Raw genomic sequence first — 19,937 nt, 5'->3', positions numbered from 1 at the left:
CAAATTCCGGAGAACCCCCGCATGAACACTTCCTCCAACGAGAGCATCCGCAATATCGCCATCATCGCCCACGTCGACCACGGCAAGACCACGCTCGTGGACGCCATGTTCCGCCAGAGCGGCACCTTCCGCGAAAACCAGGAAGTCGACGACCGCGTCATGGACTCCATGGACCTGGAGCGCGAGCGCGGCATCACCATCGCCGCCAAGAACTGCGCCGTGTCCTGGAAGGGCGTGAAGATCAACATCATCGACACCCCCGGCCACGCCGACTTCGGCGGGGAGGTGGAGCGCTCGCTGGTCATGGCCGACGGGGCCATCCTGCTGGTGGACTCCTCCGAGGGCCCGCTGCCCCAGACCCGCTTCGTGCTCAAGAAGGCCCTGGAGCGCGGGCTGACCATCATGGTGGTGGTGAACAAGATCGACCGCAAGGACGCCCGCCCCGGCGAGGTGCTGGACGAGATCTACGACCTCTTCATCGACCTGGACGCCAACGAGGAGCAACTCGACTTCCCCGTGCTCTACGCCATCGGCCGCGAGGGCATGGCCAAAGAGAGCCTGGAGGCCGAAGGCAAGGACCTGACCCCGCTCTTCGACGCGATCCTCAAGAACATCCCGGCCCCGCGCTACGACTCCACCGCGCCCTTCCAGATGCTCGTGGCCGACCTCGGCTACTCCGACTTTCTGGGCAGGCTGGCCATCGGCCGGGTGATGAACGGCTCGGCGCGCCAGAACGAGACCCTGGTCTGCATGGGCGAGGGCGGCGAGGTGAAGCAGCTTCGCGTCACGCGCCTGCAGACCTACCAGGGCCCGAGCCTCGTGGACGCCACCGACGCCTCGCCCGGCGACACCATCGTGCTCTCGGGCATCGAGGACGTGAAGATCGGCGACACCATCTGCACCGTCCAGGCCCAGAAGGCCCTGCCGCGCATCACCGTGGACGAGCCCACCGTGTCCATGAAGTTCGCCATCAACACCTCGCCCCTGGCCGGGCGCGAGGGCAAGATCGTGCAGTCGCGCAAGATTCTCGAGCGCCTGGAGCGCGAATCCCTCTCCAACGTGGCCGTCAAGGTGGAGCAGAGCGAGGACAAGGACAGCTTCATCGTCAAGGGGCGCGGCGAGTTCCAGATGGCCATCCTCATCGAGACCATGCGCCGCGAGGGCTTCGAGCTCTCCGTGGGCAGGCCCGAGGTGATCTACAAGGAGAAGGACGGCAAGCGCCTGGAGCCCATCGAGCGCGTCTTCGTCGACTGCGACGAGACCTTCCTGGGTGTGGTCACCGAGAAGCTCTCCATCCGCAAGGGCCGCATGGTCAACCTGGTGAACCACGGCAAGGGCCGCGTGCGCATGGAGTTCTCCGTGCCCTCGCGCGGGCTGATCGGCTACCGCGACGAGTTCCTCACCGACACCAAGGGCACGGGCATCATGAACTCCTACCTGGAGGGCTACGAGCCCCACCGGGGCGACTTCCCCACGCGCTTCACGGGCTCGCTGGTGGCCGACCGCCTGGGGCAGGCCGTGGGCTACGCGCTCTTCCACCTGGAGCCGCGCGGCGAGCTGTTCGTGGCCCCGGGCGACCCCGTGTACGAGGGCATGATCGTGGGCGAGCACAACCGCGACAACGACCTGGACGTGAACCCCACGAAAGAGAAGAAGCTCACCAACATGCGCGCCTCGGGCAAGGACGAGAACATCATCCTCACCCCGGTGCGGCCCATGACGCTGGAGCGCGCCATCCACTTCGTGCGCGAGGACGAAATGGTGGAGGTGACGCCGCAGTCCATCCGGCTGCGCAAGACCGAGCTGTCGGCCTCCAAGCGCCACATGCTCCACGGCCAGAAGAAGAAGGCCGGGGCGTAGGGAAGCGGGGCGCGAGGAGGCTCGGACATGGGCAGGCCGCGTCTTTCGAGATTGGCCGGGGCCGCGCTGGCGGCCCTGGCGCTCTGCGCCGGGCTCACCCGCGCCCCGGCGCGGGCGGCCGACCTCACGGCCAGGGCGGACAGCCTGCTCGGCATCCCCTACCGGCCCGACGGCGTGCGCGACGAGTCCGGCCGCTGGACGCTCTTCGAGCACCCCGAACAGTCCTTCTCCACCCCGGGGCTCAACTGCTCCGGGCTGGATTTTGCGCTCATGCGCCTTCTCGCCCCGGGCGGCCCCACCATCCGCCAGGCCGCGCGCGACCGCCTGGGCGACTCGGGGCCGGGCGCGTCCATGGGCCAGGACTGGGACTTCGGCTTCGACCTGATCCTGAACCTCACCGAGGGCCTGCCCAGACGCTGGCTGACCCCTGAGCCGAGGGCTCTCTCTTCCGCCGACAGCGGCAAGGCCAGCCTGGGCTTCCCCGTGGCGGACAGGGCCGCCTGGAAGAAGGCGCTCTCCCTGATCGGCCCGAACCAGGCCTGCCTGGTCAGCTTCAGCCAGACCGGCAGGCGCGCGGGCTACACCCTGCAGCACTACCACGTGGGCGTGATCCTGCCCGGCTCCTCGGGCTCGCGCTGGCTCTACCAGGCCACGCCCAAATCCGGCGCGCACAAGATGGACCTGGCCGACCCCAAGGGCATGGAGCGCTTCCTGGGTTCGTTCTCCGGCGGGGACAAGCGCGTGCTGCTCCTGGCCGTGGACCTGCCGGCGGCCGCCAGGTAGTGCGGGCCGGCGGGCAGCGCCGGGCGTCCCGCCGGGGGGAAGTTGCCCCCCGGGCGCAAACAGGCTACACCCCTTCGCCACCTCAATTTTCCCAAGGAGCACAGCGTGGGCAAGGAAAACATGAGCCTGGACAAGATCCAGACCCAGCCCGAATTCGACCTGGAATACTACATGGAGATCAGCGGGCTTATGCGCATCGAGCAGCCCCTGGCCGAACTCCTCGAGAAGTACTGGACCAAGTGGGAAGGGCAGATCAAGGCCTACCGCATGGATCCGACCAGGAAGGACGCGGACGACGGCTTTTTGCTGGTCTACCTGGACGAGGACACCGAGGCCGAGGTCCAGAAGGCCTTCGAGGAGAACGCCCAGCACGGCTTCGCCTTCCACCACCTGGCCATCACCCTGGTCTTGAGCGCGGCCCAGAGCGTGATGCCCGAGTTGATCGGGGGCTGCATGCCCATGCCCACGCCCTCGCGCGAGGCCCGCAAGAAGTTCAAGAAGCTGGGCCTCGAATGGAACGAGAACAGCACCATGAACAGGACCTATGTGGTCTTCACCGCCTACCCCTACAAGGGCGGCTGCGAGACGTGCCACTCCTGCGACACCTGCCCGTCCAGCCAGATGAGGGAAATCGGCCGGATGGAGGACTGATCCGCCGCCCCGCGTTCACGCGGACCCTTTCCAGGCGCGCTTTCGGGCGCGCCTTTTTTATTCCGGCATGAGGAAAAGGAAGGGATTTCCGTAGGTCGTGCTAGGGAAATCCTGCCACGAAAAGGGCCAAAATGGGGCAAAAAGACACATTTTCGATTGCCGCTTGCCGAAATCCTTTGTGTTGATAAGAAGATACCCATATGCCACTGCCTTACGCGGCCCTCTCAAGCGCGATCCCTTCCCGGACGGAGCAACCGCTGGTTCGTCGTGGAGCCCTCTTCATTCTGGCGTTCCTGGCCGTGCTCGTTGCGGCGTTTTTCCCGGGCAGGGCTTTTTGCGACGACGCCGGGCGCTTCGAGAACATCCGCATCGGCGTGCTGGCCAACCGGGGCCTGGAAAAATGCCCGGAAGACTGGGACGGCATGATGCGCGGCCTGCGCCAGGCCATGCCCGGGCACCGCTTCTCTCTCGTCCCCCTGCGCTTCGAGGACATCGAGCCCGCAGTGGCCGGGGCCTTCGTGGACTTCATCGTGGTCAACCCGTCCATGTACGTGAACCTCGAGGTCCGCTACGACGTCATCCGCATCGCCACCCTGGTCAACCGCGTCGGCGGCAAGGCCTCGGCCAGGTTCGGGGGGGTGTTCATCGCCCGGGCCGACCGGGGCGACATCGCCACCCTCAAGGACGTGAAGGGCAAGCGCATGGCCGCCACGTCGCGCTTCTCCCTCGGGGGCTGGCTCCTGGGCTGGGACACGCTGCGCCGCATGGGCCTGGACCCGGAGAAGGATCTGGCCGCGCTCATGTTCTCCGGCACCCACGACAAGGTGGTGGAGGAGGTGCTCGCCGGGCGCGCAGACGTGGGCACGGTGCGCACGGACACCCTGGAGCGCCTGATGATCGAGGGCAGGCTGGACCCGGGGGAGCTCAAGCTCGTGCAGCCCCCGGGGTTTCGCCCCGAGGGGGCCTTCCCCTTCCTCTCCTCCACGCAGCTCGTGCCCGAGTGGCCGTTCGCCAAGCTGAGCCACACCCCGGACAGCCTGGCCGGACAGGTCGCGGCCGCGCTCCTGCTCATGCGGGACGGCCCCGAGCAGGGGGGGCCGGGCGAAGGCCGCGAGTGGACCGTGCCGCTGCCCTACGAATCCATCCACCTGATCATGCGCGACCTGCGCGTGCCGCCCTACGAGGACTTCGGCAAGGTCCGCGTGGGGGATTTCATCAGCCAGCACCTGGCCCTGGTGATCCCGGCGCTCCTGATGTTTCTCTGGCTGGCCGCGTCCGTGGACTACCTGCGCAGGCTCAACAAGCGCCTGCGCCAGGCCATGGCCAAGCTGCGCGACGCCGAGGCCGAGCTCATCGCCCAGGCCAACACGGACATCCTCACCGGGCTTCGCAACCGCAAACGCTTCAACGAGATCGTGGAGCGCGAGATAGCACGGGCGCTTCGCTACGACAGGCCCCTGGCCATGATCCTCCTGGACCTGGACCACTTCAAGGCCGTCAACGACCGCCACGGCCACCCCGTGGGCGACGCCGTGCTCATGAGCGTGGCGCGGCTCATCGTGGCCACGGTGCGCGGCAACGACTTCGCCGCGCGCATCGGCGGCGAGGAATTCGCGGTGCTCTTGCCCGAGACCGGCCTGGACGAGGCCGCCACCGTGGCCGGGCGCATCCGCGAGGCCGTGGGGGGGGCGGTACTGGCCCGGGGAGGCGACGCCGCGCAGGCGGAGGTGCGCTGCACCGTGAGCATCGGCGTGGCCGACGTGTGCCCCTCCATCCAGAACTACTCCGCGCTCTACACCGCGGCCGACCAGGCCCTGTACATGGCCAAGGCCCAGGGCCGCGACAGGGTGGAGAAGTCCACCGCCTGCATGATCTGAGCGCGCCCGGGGCTCACTGCCCCCGGGCGTCCGAAGCCGCCAGCGGGAGCCGGATGATGAAGGCCGTTCCCCGGCCGGGCTCGGAATCCACCTCGATGTGCCCGGCGTGGTTGGACGTGACGATGAAGTAGGACACGGAAAGCCCGAGGCCGGTGCCCTCGCCGGGGCCCTTGGTGGTGAAGAAGGGCTCGAAGATGCGCCTGCGCGTGGGCTTGTCCATGCCCGGGCCGTTGTCGGCGATCTCCACGCGCACGAAGCCGTTTTCCGTGGACGCTCGCAGCGTGATGACCGGGGGGAGGCCTTCGGCCGGTCGCGCGTGCATGGCCTGGGCGCTGTTGCGCAGGATGTTCATGAACACCTGCTCGATCTGCGTGCGCGAGCAGCGCACGGGGGGCAGGTTCTCCTCGTAGCGGCGCTCGATGCGGATGTGCCGGAAATCGTAGTGCTTCTTCAGGTCGTAATCGCTCTGGCAGAGCTCCACGGCCCGGTCCAGCACCGCGCGCAGGTCCTCCTCGGCCGGGGCCGAGCCGCTGGGGCGCGAAAATTCGAGCATCCCGGCCACGATCTTGGCCGCGCGCTTGGCCGAGCCCCGGATGTGCTCCAGAAGGGTTGCGACCTCCCGCTTCTTCACGAACGCATGCAGGTTCTCGATGGAACACCCTGCCTCCTCGGCCGCCTTGCGGTTGACGGGTGAGTCGTCGCTCAGGCGCGCGAGCACCACCTGCGAGGCCTGGAGGATGCCGCCCAGGGGATTGTTGATCTCGTGGGCCATGCCCGCCGCGAGCCCGCCCACGCTCATCATCTTTTCCGTCTGGATCATGACCTCCTCCATGCGCACCCTGGAAGAGATGTCCTGGGCGACGCGCAGCAGGTAGGGCTTCCCGTCCACGTCGAAGCGCGCGAACACGCACTCGAGCACTGCCTCCCTGCCGTCCGGGTCCTTCACGCGGACGTCCTTGCGGCGCATGCCCAGGCCCGAGAGGGCTTCCTCGGCCGTGGCCGCGAGAGAGGTCTCGCGCCAGACGGGGTAGTCCCTGAAGCCTCGCGGGGTCAGGTGCCCGTCCCGGTCGCCCAGCAGGTCCCCGAGCACGTCGTTGGCCGCGACGCACTGGCCGGTTTCTCCATCGTAGACGGAGAGCCCCACGGGGGCGTGGCGCATGAGCATCTGGTTGAAGGCCAGGGCCTTGCGCAGGGAGTCCTCGGCGTTCTTGCGCTCGGTGGCGTTCTGGATCACCCCGTCCAGCCAGAGCAGCTCGCCCGAGGCCCCGCGCACCCCGCGCCCGCGCTCGTGCACCCAGGGGACCCGGCCGTCCTTGTGCAGGATGCGGTACTCCAGGTCGTAGACGCTTCCTCGCTTGACCGCGTGCTGCACGGTCTCCCAAACCATTTCCCGGTCCTCGGGGGCGATGACGTCCGCGAAGCACCTGGTGCCGCGCCCGGTGAAATCGGAGGCCGGGTACCCGGTGAGTTCTTCGACGCCGTCGCTCGCGTAGGCGACGGTCCAGCTCTGGTTATTGGCGCAGCGGTAGACCGCCCCGGGGATGTTGCCCACGAGCGTGCGGAAGCGCTCCTCGCTCTGTGCCAGGCGCTCCCTGTCGTCCAGCGCGCGAGTGACGTCCTCGAAGATCACCAGGAAGCGGTTTTCCCTGCCCAGGCGCAGCACGTCCACCTCTGCGGAGAAGTAGCCGCCGCCGGCGCGCCTGTAGCGCCGTGTCAGGCGCGTGGCCTGCCCCGGGCCCAGGTTGTCGCGCACGGCGCGGTCGGGCAGGGCCTTGAGGTCGTCGGGGTGGATGAAGGAGTCCGGGCGCGCGCCGACCATGTCCCGGACCCGCGCGCCGAACATCTCCAGGCCCTTGGCGTTGATCTCCAGGACGCCCCGGCCCTCTTCCAGGAGCATGATCCCCACCGGGGCCACGTCGAAGAGTTCACGGTACCGGCCCTCGCTCACGCGCAGGCGTTCCCGGGTCAGTTCGAAATACCACAGGAGCTGCCCGACCCCGGCCAGCGTGCTGAGCGCCGCCGCGATGACGAAGCCCCACGGCGCGAAGATGCCCAGGGGCCGAAGCAGCGGGTAGTCCATCTGGTGCAGGCCCCAGGCGATGAGGGCCCAGCCGGTCAGCCGGCCCGCCAGGCCCATGAGCCGCTCCTGGCGCAGGAATGTCACCCCGGCCAGGATGTGCAGGAACCCGGCGTAGAAATAGAGCGGATATTCGACCCCGGCCCTGGAGGCCCCGGCCAGCGGGGCGGCCGCGATCCAGGCGGCGAGGCACGCGCCCGCCAGGGGCCAGTACTTGCCCCAGGGGCGGCCCAGGAGCATTTCCGTGCCGCGCAGGATGGCCACGGAGCCCGCCAGGGTGATCAGGTTCTCGGCGGCAAAGAGCAGGGGCGGGCGGCCGAGGGAGAGTCCGGTCAGGAACAGGGCGAACTTGACTGCGTTGAAGATCCATGCCCACAGCCACCATTTGAGAAACGGTTCCCGGAAGCGGGCGCCCATGTACGCGAAGATGAGAATCAACGTGAGACTGCTGACCAGGCGTGCTGAAACCGCGGATATGATCCAGTTGGAATCCATTCGTTAAGGGCACCCGTTCGTTTCGAATCAGTCTGTCCGTATCGAAGACCACCCTCTATTATACTACGGATTCGTCCATGGGCGGTCAAGTCGCCCCGGGCCGGGCAGAGTTTATAGCCGGTGTCCGCCCTGCTCAATAGGCTGTGTCTATGGTGGCGTGTCAGCCGGATAACGACAAACGATTTGCCCTTTCTTTCCGCATGGTTTCCATTGTCGCGCAGACCTGTCCGGCCGGCGCCGGGCAAAGCGAGGCGGCATGAGAGAGCACAGGCCGGAGCACTGGAGCTTCGACGACGAATTCGACGGCGGCGAGGAGACGTGCGGGCGGGTGATCATCAACCTGCACACCTACGTCAAGCCCCTGCCACCAGGCACGCGCGTGCTGCTTGTCTCCAAGGACCCCGCCGCCAGGGTGGAGTTCCCGGCCTGGTGCCGCATGACCAGAAACGCCCTTCTGGACATGGACCATCCCTACTATCTGATCGAACTCAAACCCGAACTCAAGGAGCAGGGAAATGGCTGAGAAATTCTGCGTGACCATCACCCACTGCCGCACCGACGGCGACAAGGCCACCCTAGGTTTCGTGGTGGCCAACGCGGCCCTGGGCAGCGAAAAGGACACCATGATCTTCCTCTCCACCGACGGCGTGTACTGCGCCGTGAAGGGCGAGGCCGAGAAGATCGACGAGGGCGCGCCGTTCGCTCCGCTCAAGGAGCTCATCGCCAAGTTCCTGGGCGCGGGCGGCAAGATCTGCGTCTGCACGCCCTGCCTGAAGAAGCGCGGGCTCTCCGAGGCGGACCTGATCGAGGGCGCGGTCCCGGCGGGCGGGGCCGTGTTGGTGGAGTGGCTTTCCAACGGCTCGCCCTGCGTGGCCTACTAGTTTCGATCACTGCCCGCGCCGGGGACGCTCCCGGCGCGGGCGCTTCACGCGGGAGGACCGCTCGATGACGGCGCTCACACCCGAAGGCCTGTCGGCCTTGAGCCCCGCCGTGGTTTTCGACGGCGGCGACCTGGACTGCGGCTCCGGCCTGGCCCTGCTCATCCGCGAACACATGCTCACGGTCCCGCCCGGGGAGGTGATGGAGATGGTGAGCCGCGAACCCACCGTGGCCGACGACCTCCCTCCCTGGTGCAGGCTCTCCGGCCACGAGTACCTGGGCAGCCTGCCCGGCGAGTCCGGCGTGCGCTACTTCCTGCGCAGGGGCGCGGGCGCGCGGGCCGCCGGGGACGAGGACGAGCGCCGCGCCCTGGAGGAGGACAAGCGCCGCGCCAGGCAGTACGAGTGGCGCCTTCGGGTGCGCGCCGGGGAGGGGCAGACCGGCGTGGTCTACTGCCGCAATTTTTCCTGGAAGCTGGGCCAGCCGGCGAGCTTCGAGGAGCGCGACCGGCACCCCAGCGCCGTGGAGGCGCTCCTGGGCGCGCTCGGGGCCGCGCTGGCCACGGGCTACGCCACGGAGTGCTCGCGCCGGGGCATCGAGATGGACGACGTGGAGGTCACGGTGAAGGGGACGCTCGTAAACATCCTGGCGCACCTGGGCATGGAGGAGGGCGACCCGTCGTTCAAGTCCATCGAGGCGCGCTGCTTCGCGACCACCCTGGACGACGAGGGCAGGGCGCGGGAGGCCTGGGAGGCGGCGGTGGCCCGCTCCCCCCTGGCCGCCACCCTGGCCAAGGCCGTGGCGCTCAAGACCACGTTCACGGTGGCCTGAGCATGGCGGCCTTCACCACCACCCAGGTCGGCAGCTGGCCCCGTTCCAAAAAGATGCTGCGCGCCCTGCGCGACAGGCGCGCCGGAAGCTTGAGCCGTGCCGGGTTCGACCGCGTGGCCGACGAGGAGGTCCGCCGCACCGTGGCCATCCAGGAGCGCGCGGGCCTGGACGTGCTCGTGGACGGCGAGCACCGCCGGGACAACTTCTATTCGTTCGTCACCGAGAAGCTGGAGGGCACCAGGCTCATGAGCCTGGCCGAGATGCTCGACGAGATGGAGGACAAGTCCGGCTTCGAGGAGATGCTGACCACCCTGGACGTGCCCGCCTCGGCCATCCGCAACCCCACCTGCATGGGCAGGCTCTCGCGGCGCGAGCCCCTGGCGCTCGCCGACTTCCGCTTCGTCAAATCGCTCACGGACAAGCCCGTGAAGATCACCCTGCCCGGGCCCTACCTGCTCACGCGCTCCATGTGGGTCGGGTCCTACACGAAGAAGGCCTACGGCTCCCAGCGGGAGATGGGCGACGACGTGGTGCGCATCCTGCGCGAGGAGCTTTTGGACCTGGCCGCCGCCGGGTCCGAGTTCGTGCAGTTCGACGAGCCCGTGCTCACGGAAGTGGTCATGAGCGGGGAGTGCGGCCGCCGAACGTTCATGTGAGCCACGCTCGCCACCCGCCGTGACGTGGGTGAAGAACTCGATTACGCAGCCGAACTCGTGAACAGGATAGTCGAAGGCGTGGTGGACGCGCCCAAGGCCCCGCGCATCGGCCTGCACATCTGCCGGGGCAACTGGAGCACGCGCGAGGACGTTTTGCTCACGGGCGACTACCGCCCGCTTCTCCCCGCGCTGACCAAGATGCGCGTGCGCCAGTTCGTGCTGGAGTACGCCACGCCCCGCGCGGGCGAGATCGAGGTGGTGGGCCGGGCGCTCTCGGGCAACGTGCCGGGCACGACGCTCGCGCGCGAACTCGGCCTCGGGGTGGTCAACCCCAGGACCGTGGAAGTCGAGGAGCCGGAAGCCATCGCGGCCCAGGCCGAAAAGGCCCTGGAATTCTACGGGCCGTCGCAGCTCTTCTTGAACACCGACTGCGGCTTCGGCTGCTTCGCCAACCGCTGCGTGAACGTGGAGGACGTTGCCGAGGCCAAGATAACGAGCATCGCCCGCGCAGCCGGGCTGCTCCGGGCCAGGCACGGCGGCTGAGGGAGCAAGCTCCGGAGGGAGTCTTCCAGCTTTTCCGCGGGCACGAAAAAAGGACCCTCGCGGGTCCTTTTCCGGCTGTCGCCGGGCCTCTCCCGGACGTACCGGGAAAGGCTCGGCAGGCAGTAAGCGTGTACTAGTTGGCGGGGGCGGCCTTCTTGGTCTTCTTGGCCTTCTTGGCCATCTGCTCGATGTAGGAGCCCTTCTTCTCGATGGAGGACTTGCCTTCGAAGGCGAAGGCGGCGGAGGTCATGAGCAGAAAGGAAGCGATGGCGATGACGAGAGCCTTTTTCATTACGAATCTCCTTGAGTGTTGCGGACTGCGGACGGGCGTGGGGGCGCGCAGCATTGTTTCGCTGTCGCGGCACGTCCGCATCGTGTTTGAAGGTGGCTACGCGCGGGCCCATTACCGGCCCCTTTCCGCGCAGTTACAGAATTGAAATCGTGGCGTCGTGCGGTGTCGTTGACAGCGCGCCCTGCGCGGGTCTATCTCCCAGAATCATGCGCATTCTGCTCGTGGAAGACGATTCCAAGATCGCCGCGTTCATCGCCCAGGGCCTCAAACAGAACGGTTTCGCCGTGGACCACTGCGAGGACGGGGCGGACGGCCTGCACATGGCCCTCTCCGAAACCTACGCCGCCGCCGTGGTGGACCTCATGCTCCCGGGCCTCGACGGGCTCAAGCTCATCGAGGAGATGCGCAAGCACAAGGTGAACACCCCGGTGATCATCCTTTCCGCCAAGCGCTCGGTGGACGACAGGGTCAAAGGGCTCCAGACGGGCGGGGACGACTACCTCTCCAAGCCCTTCTCCTTCGCGGAGCTTCTGGCGAGGCTCCAGGCCCTGATCAGGCGCTCCACCAGCGCGGCCGAGACCACGCACCTGGGCGTGGGCGGGCTGTCCATGAACCTGCTCACGCGCGAGGTGGTGCGCGACGGTGCGCCCATAAGCCTCCAGCCCAGGGAGTTCTCCCTGCTCGAATTCTTCATGCGCAACCCCGGCAAGGTGCTCTCCAAGACCATGATCATGGAGCACGTCTGGAACTACAACTTCGACCCCCAGACCAACGTCGTGGACGTGCTGGTCTGCCGCTTGCGCAACAAGATCGACCGCGATTTCGAGCCCAAGATGCTCTCCACTCTGCGCGGGGTGGGCTATGTCCTCAAGCCTCCTCGGCAGGATTAGGCGCAGCACGGTCTTTAGGCTGACAGCCAGCTACGCGTTCCTCTTCATCGCGAGCTCGCTGGTGCTCTTCGTCATGGCCTACGTGCTCCTGGCCAACGTGGTGCGCGGCCAGGACCAGAAGTACCTCTCCGAAAAGATCAACGAATACGCCTTCATCGACCGCACCAAGGGGGCCTCGGCTTTGGTGGAGTACATCCGCCGCGACGCCGAGGAGTCCGAGGAGGTGGACTCCTACGTGCGCATCCTGGACCCCTCCGGCGCGGAGCTCCTGACCATCGCGCCCTCGGGCTGGGAGCTGCCTCCGAAGAAGGAGGTGGACGCCCAGGCCAGGGAAGGCTCCAGGTGGTGGCTCTGGGGGCCTTCGCGGCCCGGCGGCGGCATCTACGAGTTCAGCTCCCGGAAGCTGACCAGCGGCGCGCTGATCGTCGTGGGCGGCGACGCCAGGCAGCGCGAGCTGCTTCTCGCGCAGTTCCAGCAGATCTTCCTCTTCATCACGGCCACGGTGGTCATCGTGGGCGTGGGCGTGGGCGCGGTGCTGGCCAACCGGGCCCTGGCCCCGGTGCGCGACCTCATCGCCACGGTGAACTCCATCGGCGGCGGCAGCCTGGAGGCCCGCGTGCCCACGCGCGGCAGCGGCGACGAGCTCGACGAGCTGGCCAGCCTGTTCAACTCCATGCTCGGGCGCATCTCCACGCTCATCCAGGGCATGCGCGACGCCCTGGACAACGTGGCCCACGACCTGCGCACCCCCCTGACCAGGGCCAAGGCCGTGGTGGAGACGGCACTGCAATCGAACCTCTCACAGCGGGGCCTGCGCGAGGCGCTCATGGACATCGCCGAGGAGAACGAGCGCATCCGCACCACGCTCAACACGCTCATGGACATCTCCGAGGCCGAGACGGGAACCATGCACCTGGAGATGGAGCGCCTGGACGTGGCCGGGATCATCCAGGAGAGCGCCGACGTGTACGAGTACCTGGCCCAGGAGGGCGGGGTGAGCCTGGAGGTGGCGGCGGACCAAGGCCTGTACGCCATGGCCGACCGGGGCCGCGTGCGTCAGGTGCTGGCCAACCTGCTGGACAACGCGCTCAAGTATTCCCGGCCGGGCGGGAGGGTCCGCGTGGCCGGGCGGCTGGCCAACGCCATGGTCTGCGTGACGGTGAGCGACGAGGGGGAGGGCATCCCGGCGGAGGACATGCCCAGGATTTTCGAGCGCCTCTACCGGGGCGACAAGAGCCGTTCGCACCGGGGCCTGGGCCTGGGGCTCTCGCTGGTGCGGGCCGTGCTCAAGGCCCACGGCGGCGAGATACGGGTGGAGAGCGAGGTGGGGCGCGGCAGCGCGTTCACCTTCAGCCTGCCTGCCGCGTGATTCCTCGCCTCAGAACGGCTGGCCCTTGGGCCAGTGTTCGCTCCTTTCCTTGAAGACCTTCTCCAGCTTCGCGTATTCCTTCCTGTCCTCCTCGGACTTGGCCAGGCCCTTGGCCTTGTCCATCTGAATCATGGACTGGCGCGGGTTGTTGGAATACACGGCCGCGTAGGCCATGTTCAGGTAGGCGTGGAAGAGGTCGCCGGATTCGCCCTGGATGCGCCCGAGCTGCTGGCGGACCTCGGGCGATTCGGGCGCGAAGGCCGACACCCTGTTCATCAGGCGCAGGGCTTCCGTGTAGCGGCGCTCCTGGGCCAGGATCTGGGCGTATTCGGCAGAGGCCACCATGTCGTTGGGGTTGGCCTGCACGGCGCGGCGCAACACGTCGCCCGCGCGGGAGAAATCCCGCACCTTCAGGTAGAACCGCCCGGCCTCGCGCAGCCAGAGCGCGTCGTCTCCGCCCTCGCGCAGGGCCGCCTCGAAGGCCTCGCGGGCCTTGGCGTTGTCGTTGGTGCGCCCGAGCGCCATGGCCAGGCCCAGGCGGTCGACCTTGGTCATGGCCTGGCCCTTCTTGGCGTAGTAGGCGATCACCGTCTGCGGGTCGCCGTAGCGGGCGCGGATGATGGTCTGCACGCGCAGGAAGCGTTCGTCCTTGTCCGGGCGGTTGGCCACGTTCTTGGGCATGCGGCTCACGCGCTCGCCGAGGTAGCCGATGCGCTCGTTGATCTCCGGGTGGGTGGAGAGGTAGGCCGGGATGGAGCCGTAGCCCTTGAAGATCTTCATCTTCTGCATGATGTCGAAGGCCTCGGGCAGGCCGCGCGGGGGGTACCCGGCGGCGGTGAGGTAGTTCATGCCCACCTCGTCGGCCTCGCGCTCGTCGTCCCGGGAATAGTTGAGCATGGTCTGCTGGGCCGCCGCCTGCGAGCCGATCATCATGGCCCCGGCCGCGTCGCGCTGGCCCGTGGCCGCGCCCAGGGCGAAGCCCGCCAGGGCGCCCAGCATGGCCGCGATGCTCAGCACGCGCCCCTGCTCCACGCGCTTGGCGATGTGGCGCTGGGTCACGTGGGCCAGTTCGTGCGCCAGCACGCCCGCCACCTCGGACTCGTGCTCCATGTTCAGGATGAGCCCGGTGAACACGAAGACGTAGCCCGCCGGGGCGGCGAAGGCGTTGATGGCGTTGTCCTTGACCACGGCCACGCTGAACCGGAAGGGTTGCGGGGGCATCTGCTGGGCCAGGCGCTCCACGATGCCGCGCACGTAGTCCACGACCTCGGAGTCCTCGATCATGGGCAGCTTGGAGCGGATGAGCACGTTGAACTTGTCGCCGAGCTCCTTCTCCTCCTTGATGCCGAAGCTGAAGTAGCCCGCGCGGGCAGGGGCCACGGCCAGGGGGGAGGGGAGCACGAGGGCCACGGCCAGAATGACGGCCAGGGCGCGAAGGGATACGGCTGCGATGCGGCTCGGCATGGGCTCTCTTATAAACCCTTCGGGGCGGTTGGCAACATCCTCCGGGGGGCTCAAGGATTGTCGCCCGGAGAGGCGCCGGGGTTACGCGAAAAAAAAGAGGCGGACCATTGGCCCGCCTCGGCTTCTCATGGTGCCTGGCCGCTCGCGGCTACGCAAGCGCCCTGCGGGCCGCTCCGGGCAGGCCGGCCTGCCCCGCGCCCGCGCCGCTCTCCCGCTTCATCTGCTCGATGAGGTTCTTGAGCACCTGGGACTGGTTGGCGAGCTCGTCCACGGCCTGGGCGGACTGGCGCATGGCGTCGGACATCTCCGAGGAGATGCGGTTGACGTCCTCCAGGCTGCGGTTGATCTCCTCGCTGGCCGAGGACTGCTGTTCGGAGGCCGTGGCGATGGAGCGCACCTGGTCCGCGGCCAGGTCCACCATGTGCACGATCTCCTCCAGGGCCTCGCCGGACTGCCTGGCCAGGCGGGTGGCCTCCTCGATGGCCTTGGCCGTCTGCTCCACGTTGGTGATGTTCTTGCGCGTGCCCTGCTGCACGGCGCCGATGGCTTCGCCCACTTCCTTGGTGGCGGTCATGGTCTTTTCCGCGAGCTTGCGCACCTCGTCGGCCACGACCGCGAAGCCGCGCCCGGCCTCGCCCGCGCGGGCGGCCTCGATGGCCGCGTTCAGCGCCAGGAGGTTGGTCTGGTCCGCGATGTCGCTGATGACGTTCAGTATCTGGCCGATGCCCTCGGCCTGCTTGCCGAGCGCCCCCATGTCCGTGCGGGACTGCTCCGAATTGGTGAGCACCTGCCCGATGATCTCGACCACCTGACCGACGACTTCCGAGCCCTGCACGGCCTTGATCCTTGCCCCGGCGCTGGTTTCCGCGGCCTGGGAGGCGTTCTTGGCCACTTCCAGCACCGTGGCGTTCATCTCCTCCATGGCCGTGGCCGTCTCGCCCACGCGGTGCGCCTGCTGCTCGGAGCCCCGGCTGGACTGCTCGATCTGCGCGGAGAGCTCCTCGGAGGCCGAGGTGACCACCTCCACCACGCCCTCGAGCCTTCCGGCGGCCTGGAGCATGCCTTCGGCCTTGGCGCGCTCGGCCATGGCCGTGGCCTCCTCGGCGCGCCTGGAGGCCTCCTTGGCCGCCTCGGCCTCCCTGGCGGCCTCGCGGGACTGGTTCTCGGCCTCGGCTATCTTGGCCTTCAGGTTTTCCACCATCTTCACCAGCACCCCGTAGACGCCGCCCTGGCCGTGCACGGGCTTGAACGCGAACTCCAGGTTGCCCGAGGCGATCTCCCCCGCCACGGTGCGCAGGTAGCCCGGGTCCTCGCCCAGTTGGCCCAGCACGTTGCGGCTGAGCAGGAGGGCCAGGCCCGCGCCCAGGAGCACGGAGACGATCATGGCCGCCACGGTCATGGTCCTGCCGGTGGCGTAGGATTCCAGAGCCTCGGCAGCGGTCTTGCCGCCGCCCTTGGCGTTCACCTCCACGATCGCGTCCAGGTACTTCTGGGCGGACTGGAACGTCCTGGCCGAGTCTCCGGCCGCTATCTTGGTGGCCGCCTCGTTCTCGTGCTTGGCCGCGAGCTGTTGGACGGTCTTGTGCAAGTCGAGGTACTTCTTCCAATCATCAAGGAACTTCGGGAAGTTGGCTCGTTCCTCTGGCTCGCTGATCATGGGCTCGTATTTCTTGATTGTCTTGTCGATCTCCACGACCAAGTCGGACATGCGTTTCTCGTAGTCACGCATCTGGCTCTCTTCGCTGCTCAGAATGTGCACGAGCTCATAGCGGCGGAACTGGTTGATCTGCTTGCTCAACTCCCCGACCACCTGGATGCTGGGCAGCCAGTTGGTGGCCAGGGCCTTGGTGTCGTCGTTGATGTCGGACAGGCCCTTCAGGGCGAAGGCCCCGAGCCCGCAGGTCAGGGCCAGCATGAGCGCGAAGGAGAGGATCAGCTTGGTGGAGAGTTTCATCTTGAACTCCGTCTTCTGGTGAACATTGGTCCGCCGCCGCAAGGCCGCACCGGGGCACTTCCGGCCGGGACGCCTCCCGGGCCGGGGCCTGAAGGCCGTATACCGAATATTCCTAGTAGCCCGAAAGAACTGTTCGATGCAAGGCGGCCACAAGGCAAAAGACCTGGTCATGGAGCACGAAAAAAGGAGGCCGGAGCCTCCTTTTTCGCGTGGGGGGGCGCAAACCCGCCCGTGACGCCAGTCGCGGACTCTTCCCCCGGCGCGCTGCCGCGCCGGGGAAGAATCGCATTAAAGATTTGAAATCACTGACCGCTGCCGGGCGAAAAGCGCGGCCTAGCGGTTCATCATGTCCAAAAATTCCTTGTTGCTCTTGGTGCCGCGCATCTTGTCCAGGAGGAACTCCATGGAGTCGATGGGGCTCATGGGCGAGAGGAACTTGCGCAGAATCCACACGCGGTTGAGCTGATCCTCGGGCAGGAGCAGTTCTTCCTTGCGGGTGCCGGAGCGGTTGATGTCGATGGCGGGGTAGATGCGCTTCTCGGAGAGGTGGCGGTCCAGGTAGAGTTCCATGTTGCCGGTGCCCTTGAACTCTTCGAAGATCACCTCGTCCATGCGCGAACCCGTGTCGATGAGCGCGGTGGCGATGATGGTCAGCGAGCCGCCTTCCTCCAGGTTGCGCGCCGCGCCGAAGAAGCGCTTGGGGCGCTGCAGGGCGTTGGCGTCCAGGCCGCCGGAGAGCACGCGGCCCGAGGAGGGGGTCACGGCGTTGTAGGCGCGGCCCAGGCGGGTGATGGAGTCCAGCAGCACCACCACGTCGCGCTTGCGCTCCACCAGGCGCTTGGCCTTCTCCATGACCATCTCGGCCACCTGCACGTGGCGCTGGGGCGGCTCGTCGAAGGTGGAGCTGACCACCTCGGCCCTGACCGTGCGCTCCATGTCCGTGACTTCCTCGGGGCGCTCGTCGATGAGCAGCACGATAAGGTAGACGTCGGGATGGTTGGCGTTGATGGAGTTGGCGATGGTCTGCAGGAGCATGGTCTTGCCCGTGCGGGGCGGGGCCACGATCAGGCCGCGCTGTCCCTGGCCGATGGGGGCCAGCAGGTCGATGACGCGCGAGGAGTAGTTCTTGTCCCCGTTCTCCATCACGATGCGGCGGTTGGGGTAGAGCGGGGTGAGGTTGTCGAAGAGCACGATGTTCTTCGAGGCCTCGGGCGGCTGGAAGCAGATCTCGGAGACGCGCAGCAGGGCGAAGTAGCGCTCGCCCTCCTTGGGGGGCCTGATCTGGCCGGAGACCACGTCGCCCTTGCGCAGGCCGAAGCGGCGGATCTGCGAGGGCGACACGTAGATGTCGTCCGGGCCCGGCATGTAGCTGTACATGGGCGAGCGCAGGAAGCCGAATCCGTCGGGGAGGATTTCCAGCACGCCCTCGCCGAAGATGGAGCCGTTCTGGGAGGCGCAGTTCTGCAGGATGCCGAAGATCAGTTCCTGCTTGCGCATGCCGCTCGGGTTCTCGACGTTGAATTGGGCGGCCAATTCCATGAGTTCGGGCATGCTCTTGAGTTTGAGATCCGATAGGTTCATCGAAGACTCCGTCAGGATTGAGAAGAAGGCTGGAGGTTGTCCCGCCGGGCGGCAAGCCCGGCCAGGGGAGGGGGCGCGTCAGTAATCTCGACGCAGTGTCTCGTAAAAACGGTTCTAGGCATAGCAACTCGCCGCGGAACGAGGAACATTTTGTCTGTTGTTGGGGAGGCCCGGCTCCGCGCCGGTCACGGATGGGCCAGTGGCTGTAGCGTTGATACGGGTTTTGTTCCGCGAAAACGCACCTTTCGCGCAACGATCCGACAGAATCCGCATGCGGCGGATGCCTACCGGGACCGTCCGGCCCCGGGCGTTTTACTGGCGAAGTGTCGCGAAGTGTGTCGTGATTTAAATAACGAGTGTGCCCAAGGGCTCCATATATGATTTTGGATCGGTGTCAAGGGCGCGCGGGGAGGGAGGGGGAAAATGCGTGCCCCCAGGGCCTCATTCGGCTGTTTTCGGCTTGAGCACGTCCTCGAAGAGGGTGTTTATGCGCTCCTTGACGTCCTCCTGGGGCTGGCCCGTGGCGTAGGCCACCTCCAGGGTGAGCAGGCCCGTGGCCTGCTCCAGCAGGCGGCGCTCGCCGAAGGAGAGCTCCTTGCCGCCGCCGATGAGCAGAAGCTCCTTGAGCACGTAGGCCACGTCGGCCAGGTTGCCGCTTTTGAGCTTCTCGGAATATTCGCGGTAGCGCCGGTTCCAGTTCTGGCCCGTGTAGCCCGTGAAGGTGGAGCGGTCCGCCAGGGACTCCATGATCTCCTCGGCCTCGGAGGCCGGGCAGACATGGCGCAGGCCCACGTTGGCCGCGTTCTTCACCGGGACCATCAGCGTGACGTTGTTGGTCAGGATGCGCACGATGTAGAAATCGACGGACTGACCGCCGACGGTCTGCGATTCGATGCGCTCGACCTTGCCCACACCTTGGGCTGGATAAACGACCAACTCGTCCAGGGAAAACACTTGGGCGACACTCCTTGCTGTGACGAAAGCCGGGGAGACGCGATGGGAATGCCCGCTCCGTCCCGTCGCAGGACGGCCGCGACGGCTAGGAGCCGGGCCGCGCTCTGGCGAGGACGCGATTCGGCACGCTTGTCTTGTTACCCCAAGTGAAATAAAGAGTCTAGCCTTCCCCTCCCGGCCGGGGGACGGCCGAGAACTGTCCTGCCTCGCGCGAGGCCGCGTCCAGGCCCTGATTCAGGTAGAGCCGCAGGGCGGCCACGGCCGCGGGCACAACCTTGGCCACGATTTCGCGCTCGTCGGGGCGGAAATCCTGGAGAACCCAGGCGGCCACGTCCATTTTTCCTTCCGGGCGGCCTATGCCCAGGCGCAGGCGCGCGAAGTCCTGGGTGCCGGTCTCGGCCGCGATGGACTTGAGCCCGTTGTGCCCGGCCAGCCCCCCGCCCTTTTTCATGCGCATGCGCCCGAGCGGCAGGTCGAGCTCGTCGTGGACCACCATCAGTTCCCGCGGGTCGAGCTTGTAGTAGCCCTGCACCCAGGCCACGGCCCGGCCGGAGAGGTTCATGTAGGTCATGGGCTTGAGCGCCAGGACCTCGGCGTCGATGCCCGGCAGGCGCACGGCGTGAAGCTCCCCCAGCTTGCCCATGGAGAGCTGCCGGGAGCTCCCGGCCTCGATAAGCGCGTCCACGGCCATGAAGCCCAGGTTGTGCCGGTTGCGCTCGTACTTCTGGCCCGGGTTGCCGAGCCCCGCGATGAGGATGCGTGAGGATGACATTCTGGTCCG

General features: G+C 67.2%; 17 protein-coding genes. 10 read left to right on the top strand and 7 right to left on the bottom strand.

Going from position 1 to position 19,937, the window contains the following annotated elements; genetic code table 11:
* Nucleotides 1-21 precede the first annotated feature (21 nt).
* The 4 genes from typA (at nt 22) to ACZ5V4_RS04710 (ending at nt 5,171) form a co-directional block, all read left to right on the top strand.
* Entirely contained in the window at nt 22-1,860 is a 1,839-nt protein-coding gene (gene typA / locus ACZ5V4_RS04725) for a translational GTPase TypA (RefSeq protein ID WP_464317018.1), read from the top strand.
* Between the two features lie 27 nt (nt 1,861-1,887).
* Nucleotides 1,888-2,643 (top strand): hypothetical protein, encoded by a 756-nt coding sequence (locus tag ACZ5V4_RS04720; RefSeq protein WP_464317017.1) that lies wholly within the window; start codon nt 1,888-1,890, stop codon nt 2,641-2,643.
* Between the two features lie 105 nt (nt 2,644-2,748).
* Nucleotides 2,749-3,294: a hypothetical protein gene (locus ACZ5V4_RS04715; RefSeq protein WP_464317016.1), complete on the top strand. Its 546-nt coding sequence runs from the start codon at nt 2,749-2,751 to the stop codon at nt 3,292-3,294.
* Nucleotides 3,295-3,593: 299 nt separating this feature from the next.
* Nucleotides 3,594-5,171: a diguanylate cyclase gene (locus ACZ5V4_RS04710; protein WP_464317015.1), complete on the top strand. Its 1,578-nt coding sequence runs from the start codon at nt 3,594-3,596 to the stop codon at nt 5,169-5,171.
* A gap of 13 nt (nt 5,172-5,184) precedes the next feature.
* Here ACZ5V4_RS04710 and ACZ5V4_RS04705 read toward each other — a convergent pair whose 3' ends face one another.
* Nucleotides 5,185-7,686, bottom strand: coding sequence for a PAS domain-containing sensor histidine kinase (locus ACZ5V4_RS04705; protein ID WP_464317014.1), 2,502 nt, complete (start codon nt 7,684-7,686; stop codon nt 5,185-5,187).
* A 313-nt stretch (nt 7,687-7,999) separates the two neighbouring features.
* Here ACZ5V4_RS04705 and ACZ5V4_RS04700 point away from each other — a divergent pair, with 313 nt between their 5' ends.
* The 4 genes from ACZ5V4_RS04700 (at nt 8,000) to ACZ5V4_RS04685 (ending at nt 10,652) form a co-directional block, all read left to right on the top strand.
* Nucleotides 8,000-8,266 (top strand): sulfurtransferase TusA family protein, encoded by a 267-nt coding sequence (locus ACZ5V4_RS04700; protein WP_464317013.1) that lies wholly within the window; start codon nt 8,000-8,002, stop codon nt 8,264-8,266.
* Nucleotides 8,259-8,624: a DsrE family protein gene (locus tag ACZ5V4_RS04695; RefSeq protein WP_464317012.1), complete on the top strand. Its 366-nt coding sequence runs from the start codon at nt 8,259-8,261 to the stop codon at nt 8,622-8,624. Before ACZ5V4_RS04700 ends, ACZ5V4_RS04695 begins: the two co-directional genes overlap by 8 nt.
* 64 nt (nt 8,625-8,688) lie before the next feature.
* Nucleotides 8,689-9,453, top strand: a complete 765-nt coding sequence (locus ACZ5V4_RS04690) for an OsmC family protein (RefSeq protein WP_464317011.1) — start codon at nt 8,689-8,691, stop codon at nt 9,451-9,453.
* Between the two features lie 2 nt (nt 9,454-9,455).
* Entirely contained in the window at nt 9,456-10,652 is a 1,197-nt protein-coding gene (locus ACZ5V4_RS04685) for a vitamin-B12 independent methionine synthase (protein WP_464317010.1), read from the top strand.
* Between the two features lie 133 nt (nt 10,653-10,785).
* On the opposite strand, the gene ACZ5V4_RS04680 is transcribed toward ACZ5V4_RS04685, so the two are convergent.
* Nucleotides 10,786-10,944 carry a hypothetical protein gene (locus ACZ5V4_RS04680; RefSeq protein ID WP_464317009.1) on the bottom strand — a complete coding sequence of 53 codons (159 nt, stop codon included), beginning with the start codon at nt 10,942-10,944 and terminating at the stop codon, nt 10,786-10,788.
* Nucleotides 10,945-11,150: 206 nt separating this feature from the next.
* Between ACZ5V4_RS04680 and ACZ5V4_RS04675 the strand changes: the two genes are divergently transcribed.
* On the top strand, nt 11,151-11,834 hold the full coding sequence (locus ACZ5V4_RS04675) for a response regulator transcription factor (RefSeq protein WP_464317008.1): 684 nt from the start codon (nt 11,151-11,153) through the stop codon (nt 11,832-11,834).
* The gene (locus ACZ5V4_RS04670) at nt 11,806-13,203 is read left to right on the top strand and encodes a sensor histidine kinase (RefSeq protein ID WP_464317007.1); all 1,398 of its coding nucleotides are present in this window, start codon (nt 11,806-11,808) and stop codon (nt 13,201-13,203) included. Before ACZ5V4_RS04675 ends, ACZ5V4_RS04670 begins: the two co-directional genes overlap by 29 nt.
* A gap of 9 nt (nt 13,204-13,212) precedes the next feature.
* Here the strand turns inward: ACZ5V4_RS04670 and ACZ5V4_RS04665 are convergent, their stop codons facing one another.
* The 5 genes from ACZ5V4_RS04665 to pth all read right to left on the bottom strand — a co-directional run bounded on the left by ACZ5V4_RS04665 (nt 13,213) and on the right by pth (nt 19,928).
* On the bottom strand, nt 13,213-14,667 hold the full coding sequence (locus ACZ5V4_RS04665) for a M48 family metalloprotease (protein ID WP_464317006.1): 1,455 nt from the start codon (nt 14,665-14,667) through the stop codon (nt 13,213-13,215).
* A 148-nt stretch (nt 14,668-14,815) separates the two neighbouring features.
* Nucleotides 14,816-16,621 carry a HAMP domain-containing methyl-accepting chemotaxis protein gene (locus tag ACZ5V4_RS04660; protein WP_464317005.1) on the bottom strand — a complete coding sequence of 602 codons (1,806 nt, stop codon included), beginning with the start codon at nt 16,619-16,621 and terminating at the stop codon, nt 14,816-14,818.
* A 333-nt stretch (nt 16,622-16,954) separates the two neighbouring features.
* Complete coding sequence (gene rho, locus ACZ5V4_RS04655; protein ID WP_464317004.1) at nt 16,955-18,202, bottom strand: transcription termination factor Rho; 1,248 nt, start codon at nt 18,200-18,202, stop codon at nt 16,955-16,957.
* Between the two features lie 441 nt (nt 18,203-18,643).
* Nucleotides 18,644-19,156 carry a CarD family transcriptional regulator gene (locus ACZ5V4_RS04650; protein ID WP_464317003.1) on the bottom strand — a complete coding sequence of 171 codons (513 nt, stop codon included), beginning with the start codon at nt 19,154-19,156 and terminating at the stop codon, nt 18,644-18,646.
* A gap of 160 nt (nt 19,157-19,316) precedes the next feature.
* Nucleotides 19,317-19,928 carry an aminoacyl-tRNA hydrolase gene (gene pth, locus ACZ5V4_RS04645; protein ID WP_464317002.1) on the bottom strand — a complete coding sequence of 204 codons (612 nt, stop codon included), beginning with the start codon at nt 19,926-19,928 and terminating at the stop codon, nt 19,317-19,319.
* Nucleotides 19,929-19,937 lie beyond the last annotated feature (9 nt).

The sequence above is a fragment of the Fundidesulfovibrio sp. YSD1 genome (assembly GCF_055397115.1).
The sequence above is the reverse complement of the archived record's forward strand: the minus strand, read 5'-3'. Positions and strand labels throughout refer to the sequence as shown.

Coding starts and splice junctions, on each gene's coding strand:
- pth (WP_464317002.1), bottom strand. CDS start 19,928: ATGTCATCCTCACGCATCCTCATCGCGGGGCTCGGCAACCCGGGCCAG.
- rho (WP_464317004.1), bottom strand. CDS start 18,202: ATGAACCTATCGGATCTCAAACTCAAGAGCATGCCCGAACTCATGGAA.
- ACZ5V4_RS04665 (WP_464317006.1), bottom strand. CDS start 14,667: ATGCCGAGCCGCATCGCAGCCGTATCCCTTCGCGCCCTGGCCGTCATT.
- ACZ5V4_RS04695 (WP_464317012.1), top strand. CDS start 8,259: ATGGCTGAGAAATTCTGCGTGACCATCACCCACTGCCGCACCGACGGC.
- ACZ5V4_RS04660 (WP_464317005.1), bottom strand. CDS start 16,621: ATGAAACTCTCCACCAAGCTGATCCTCTCCTTCGCGCTCATGCTGGCC.
- ACZ5V4_RS04670 (WP_464317007.1), top strand. CDS start 11,806: ATGTCCTCAAGCCTCCTCGGCAGGATTAGGCGCAGCACGGTCTTTAGG.
- ACZ5V4_RS04720 (WP_464317017.1), top strand. CDS start 1,888: ATGGGCAGGCCGCGTCTTTCGAGATTGGCCGGGGCCGCGCTGGCGGCC.
- typA (WP_464317018.1), top strand. CDS start 22: ATGAACACTTCCTCCAACGAGAGCATCCGCAATATCGCCATCATCGCC.
- ACZ5V4_RS04700 (WP_464317013.1), top strand. CDS start 8,000: ATGAGAGAGCACAGGCCGGAGCACTGGAGCTTCGACGACGAATTCGAC.
- ACZ5V4_RS04690 (WP_464317011.1), top strand. CDS start 8,689: ATGACGGCGCTCACACCCGAAGGCCTGTCGGCCTTGAGCCCCGCCGTG.
- ACZ5V4_RS04680 (WP_464317009.1), bottom strand. CDS start 10,944: ATGAAAAAGGCTCTCGTCATCGCCATCGCTTCCTTTCTGCTCATGACC.
- ACZ5V4_RS04675 (WP_464317008.1), top strand. CDS start 11,151: ATGCGCATTCTGCTCGTGGAAGACGATTCCAAGATCGCCGCGTTCATC.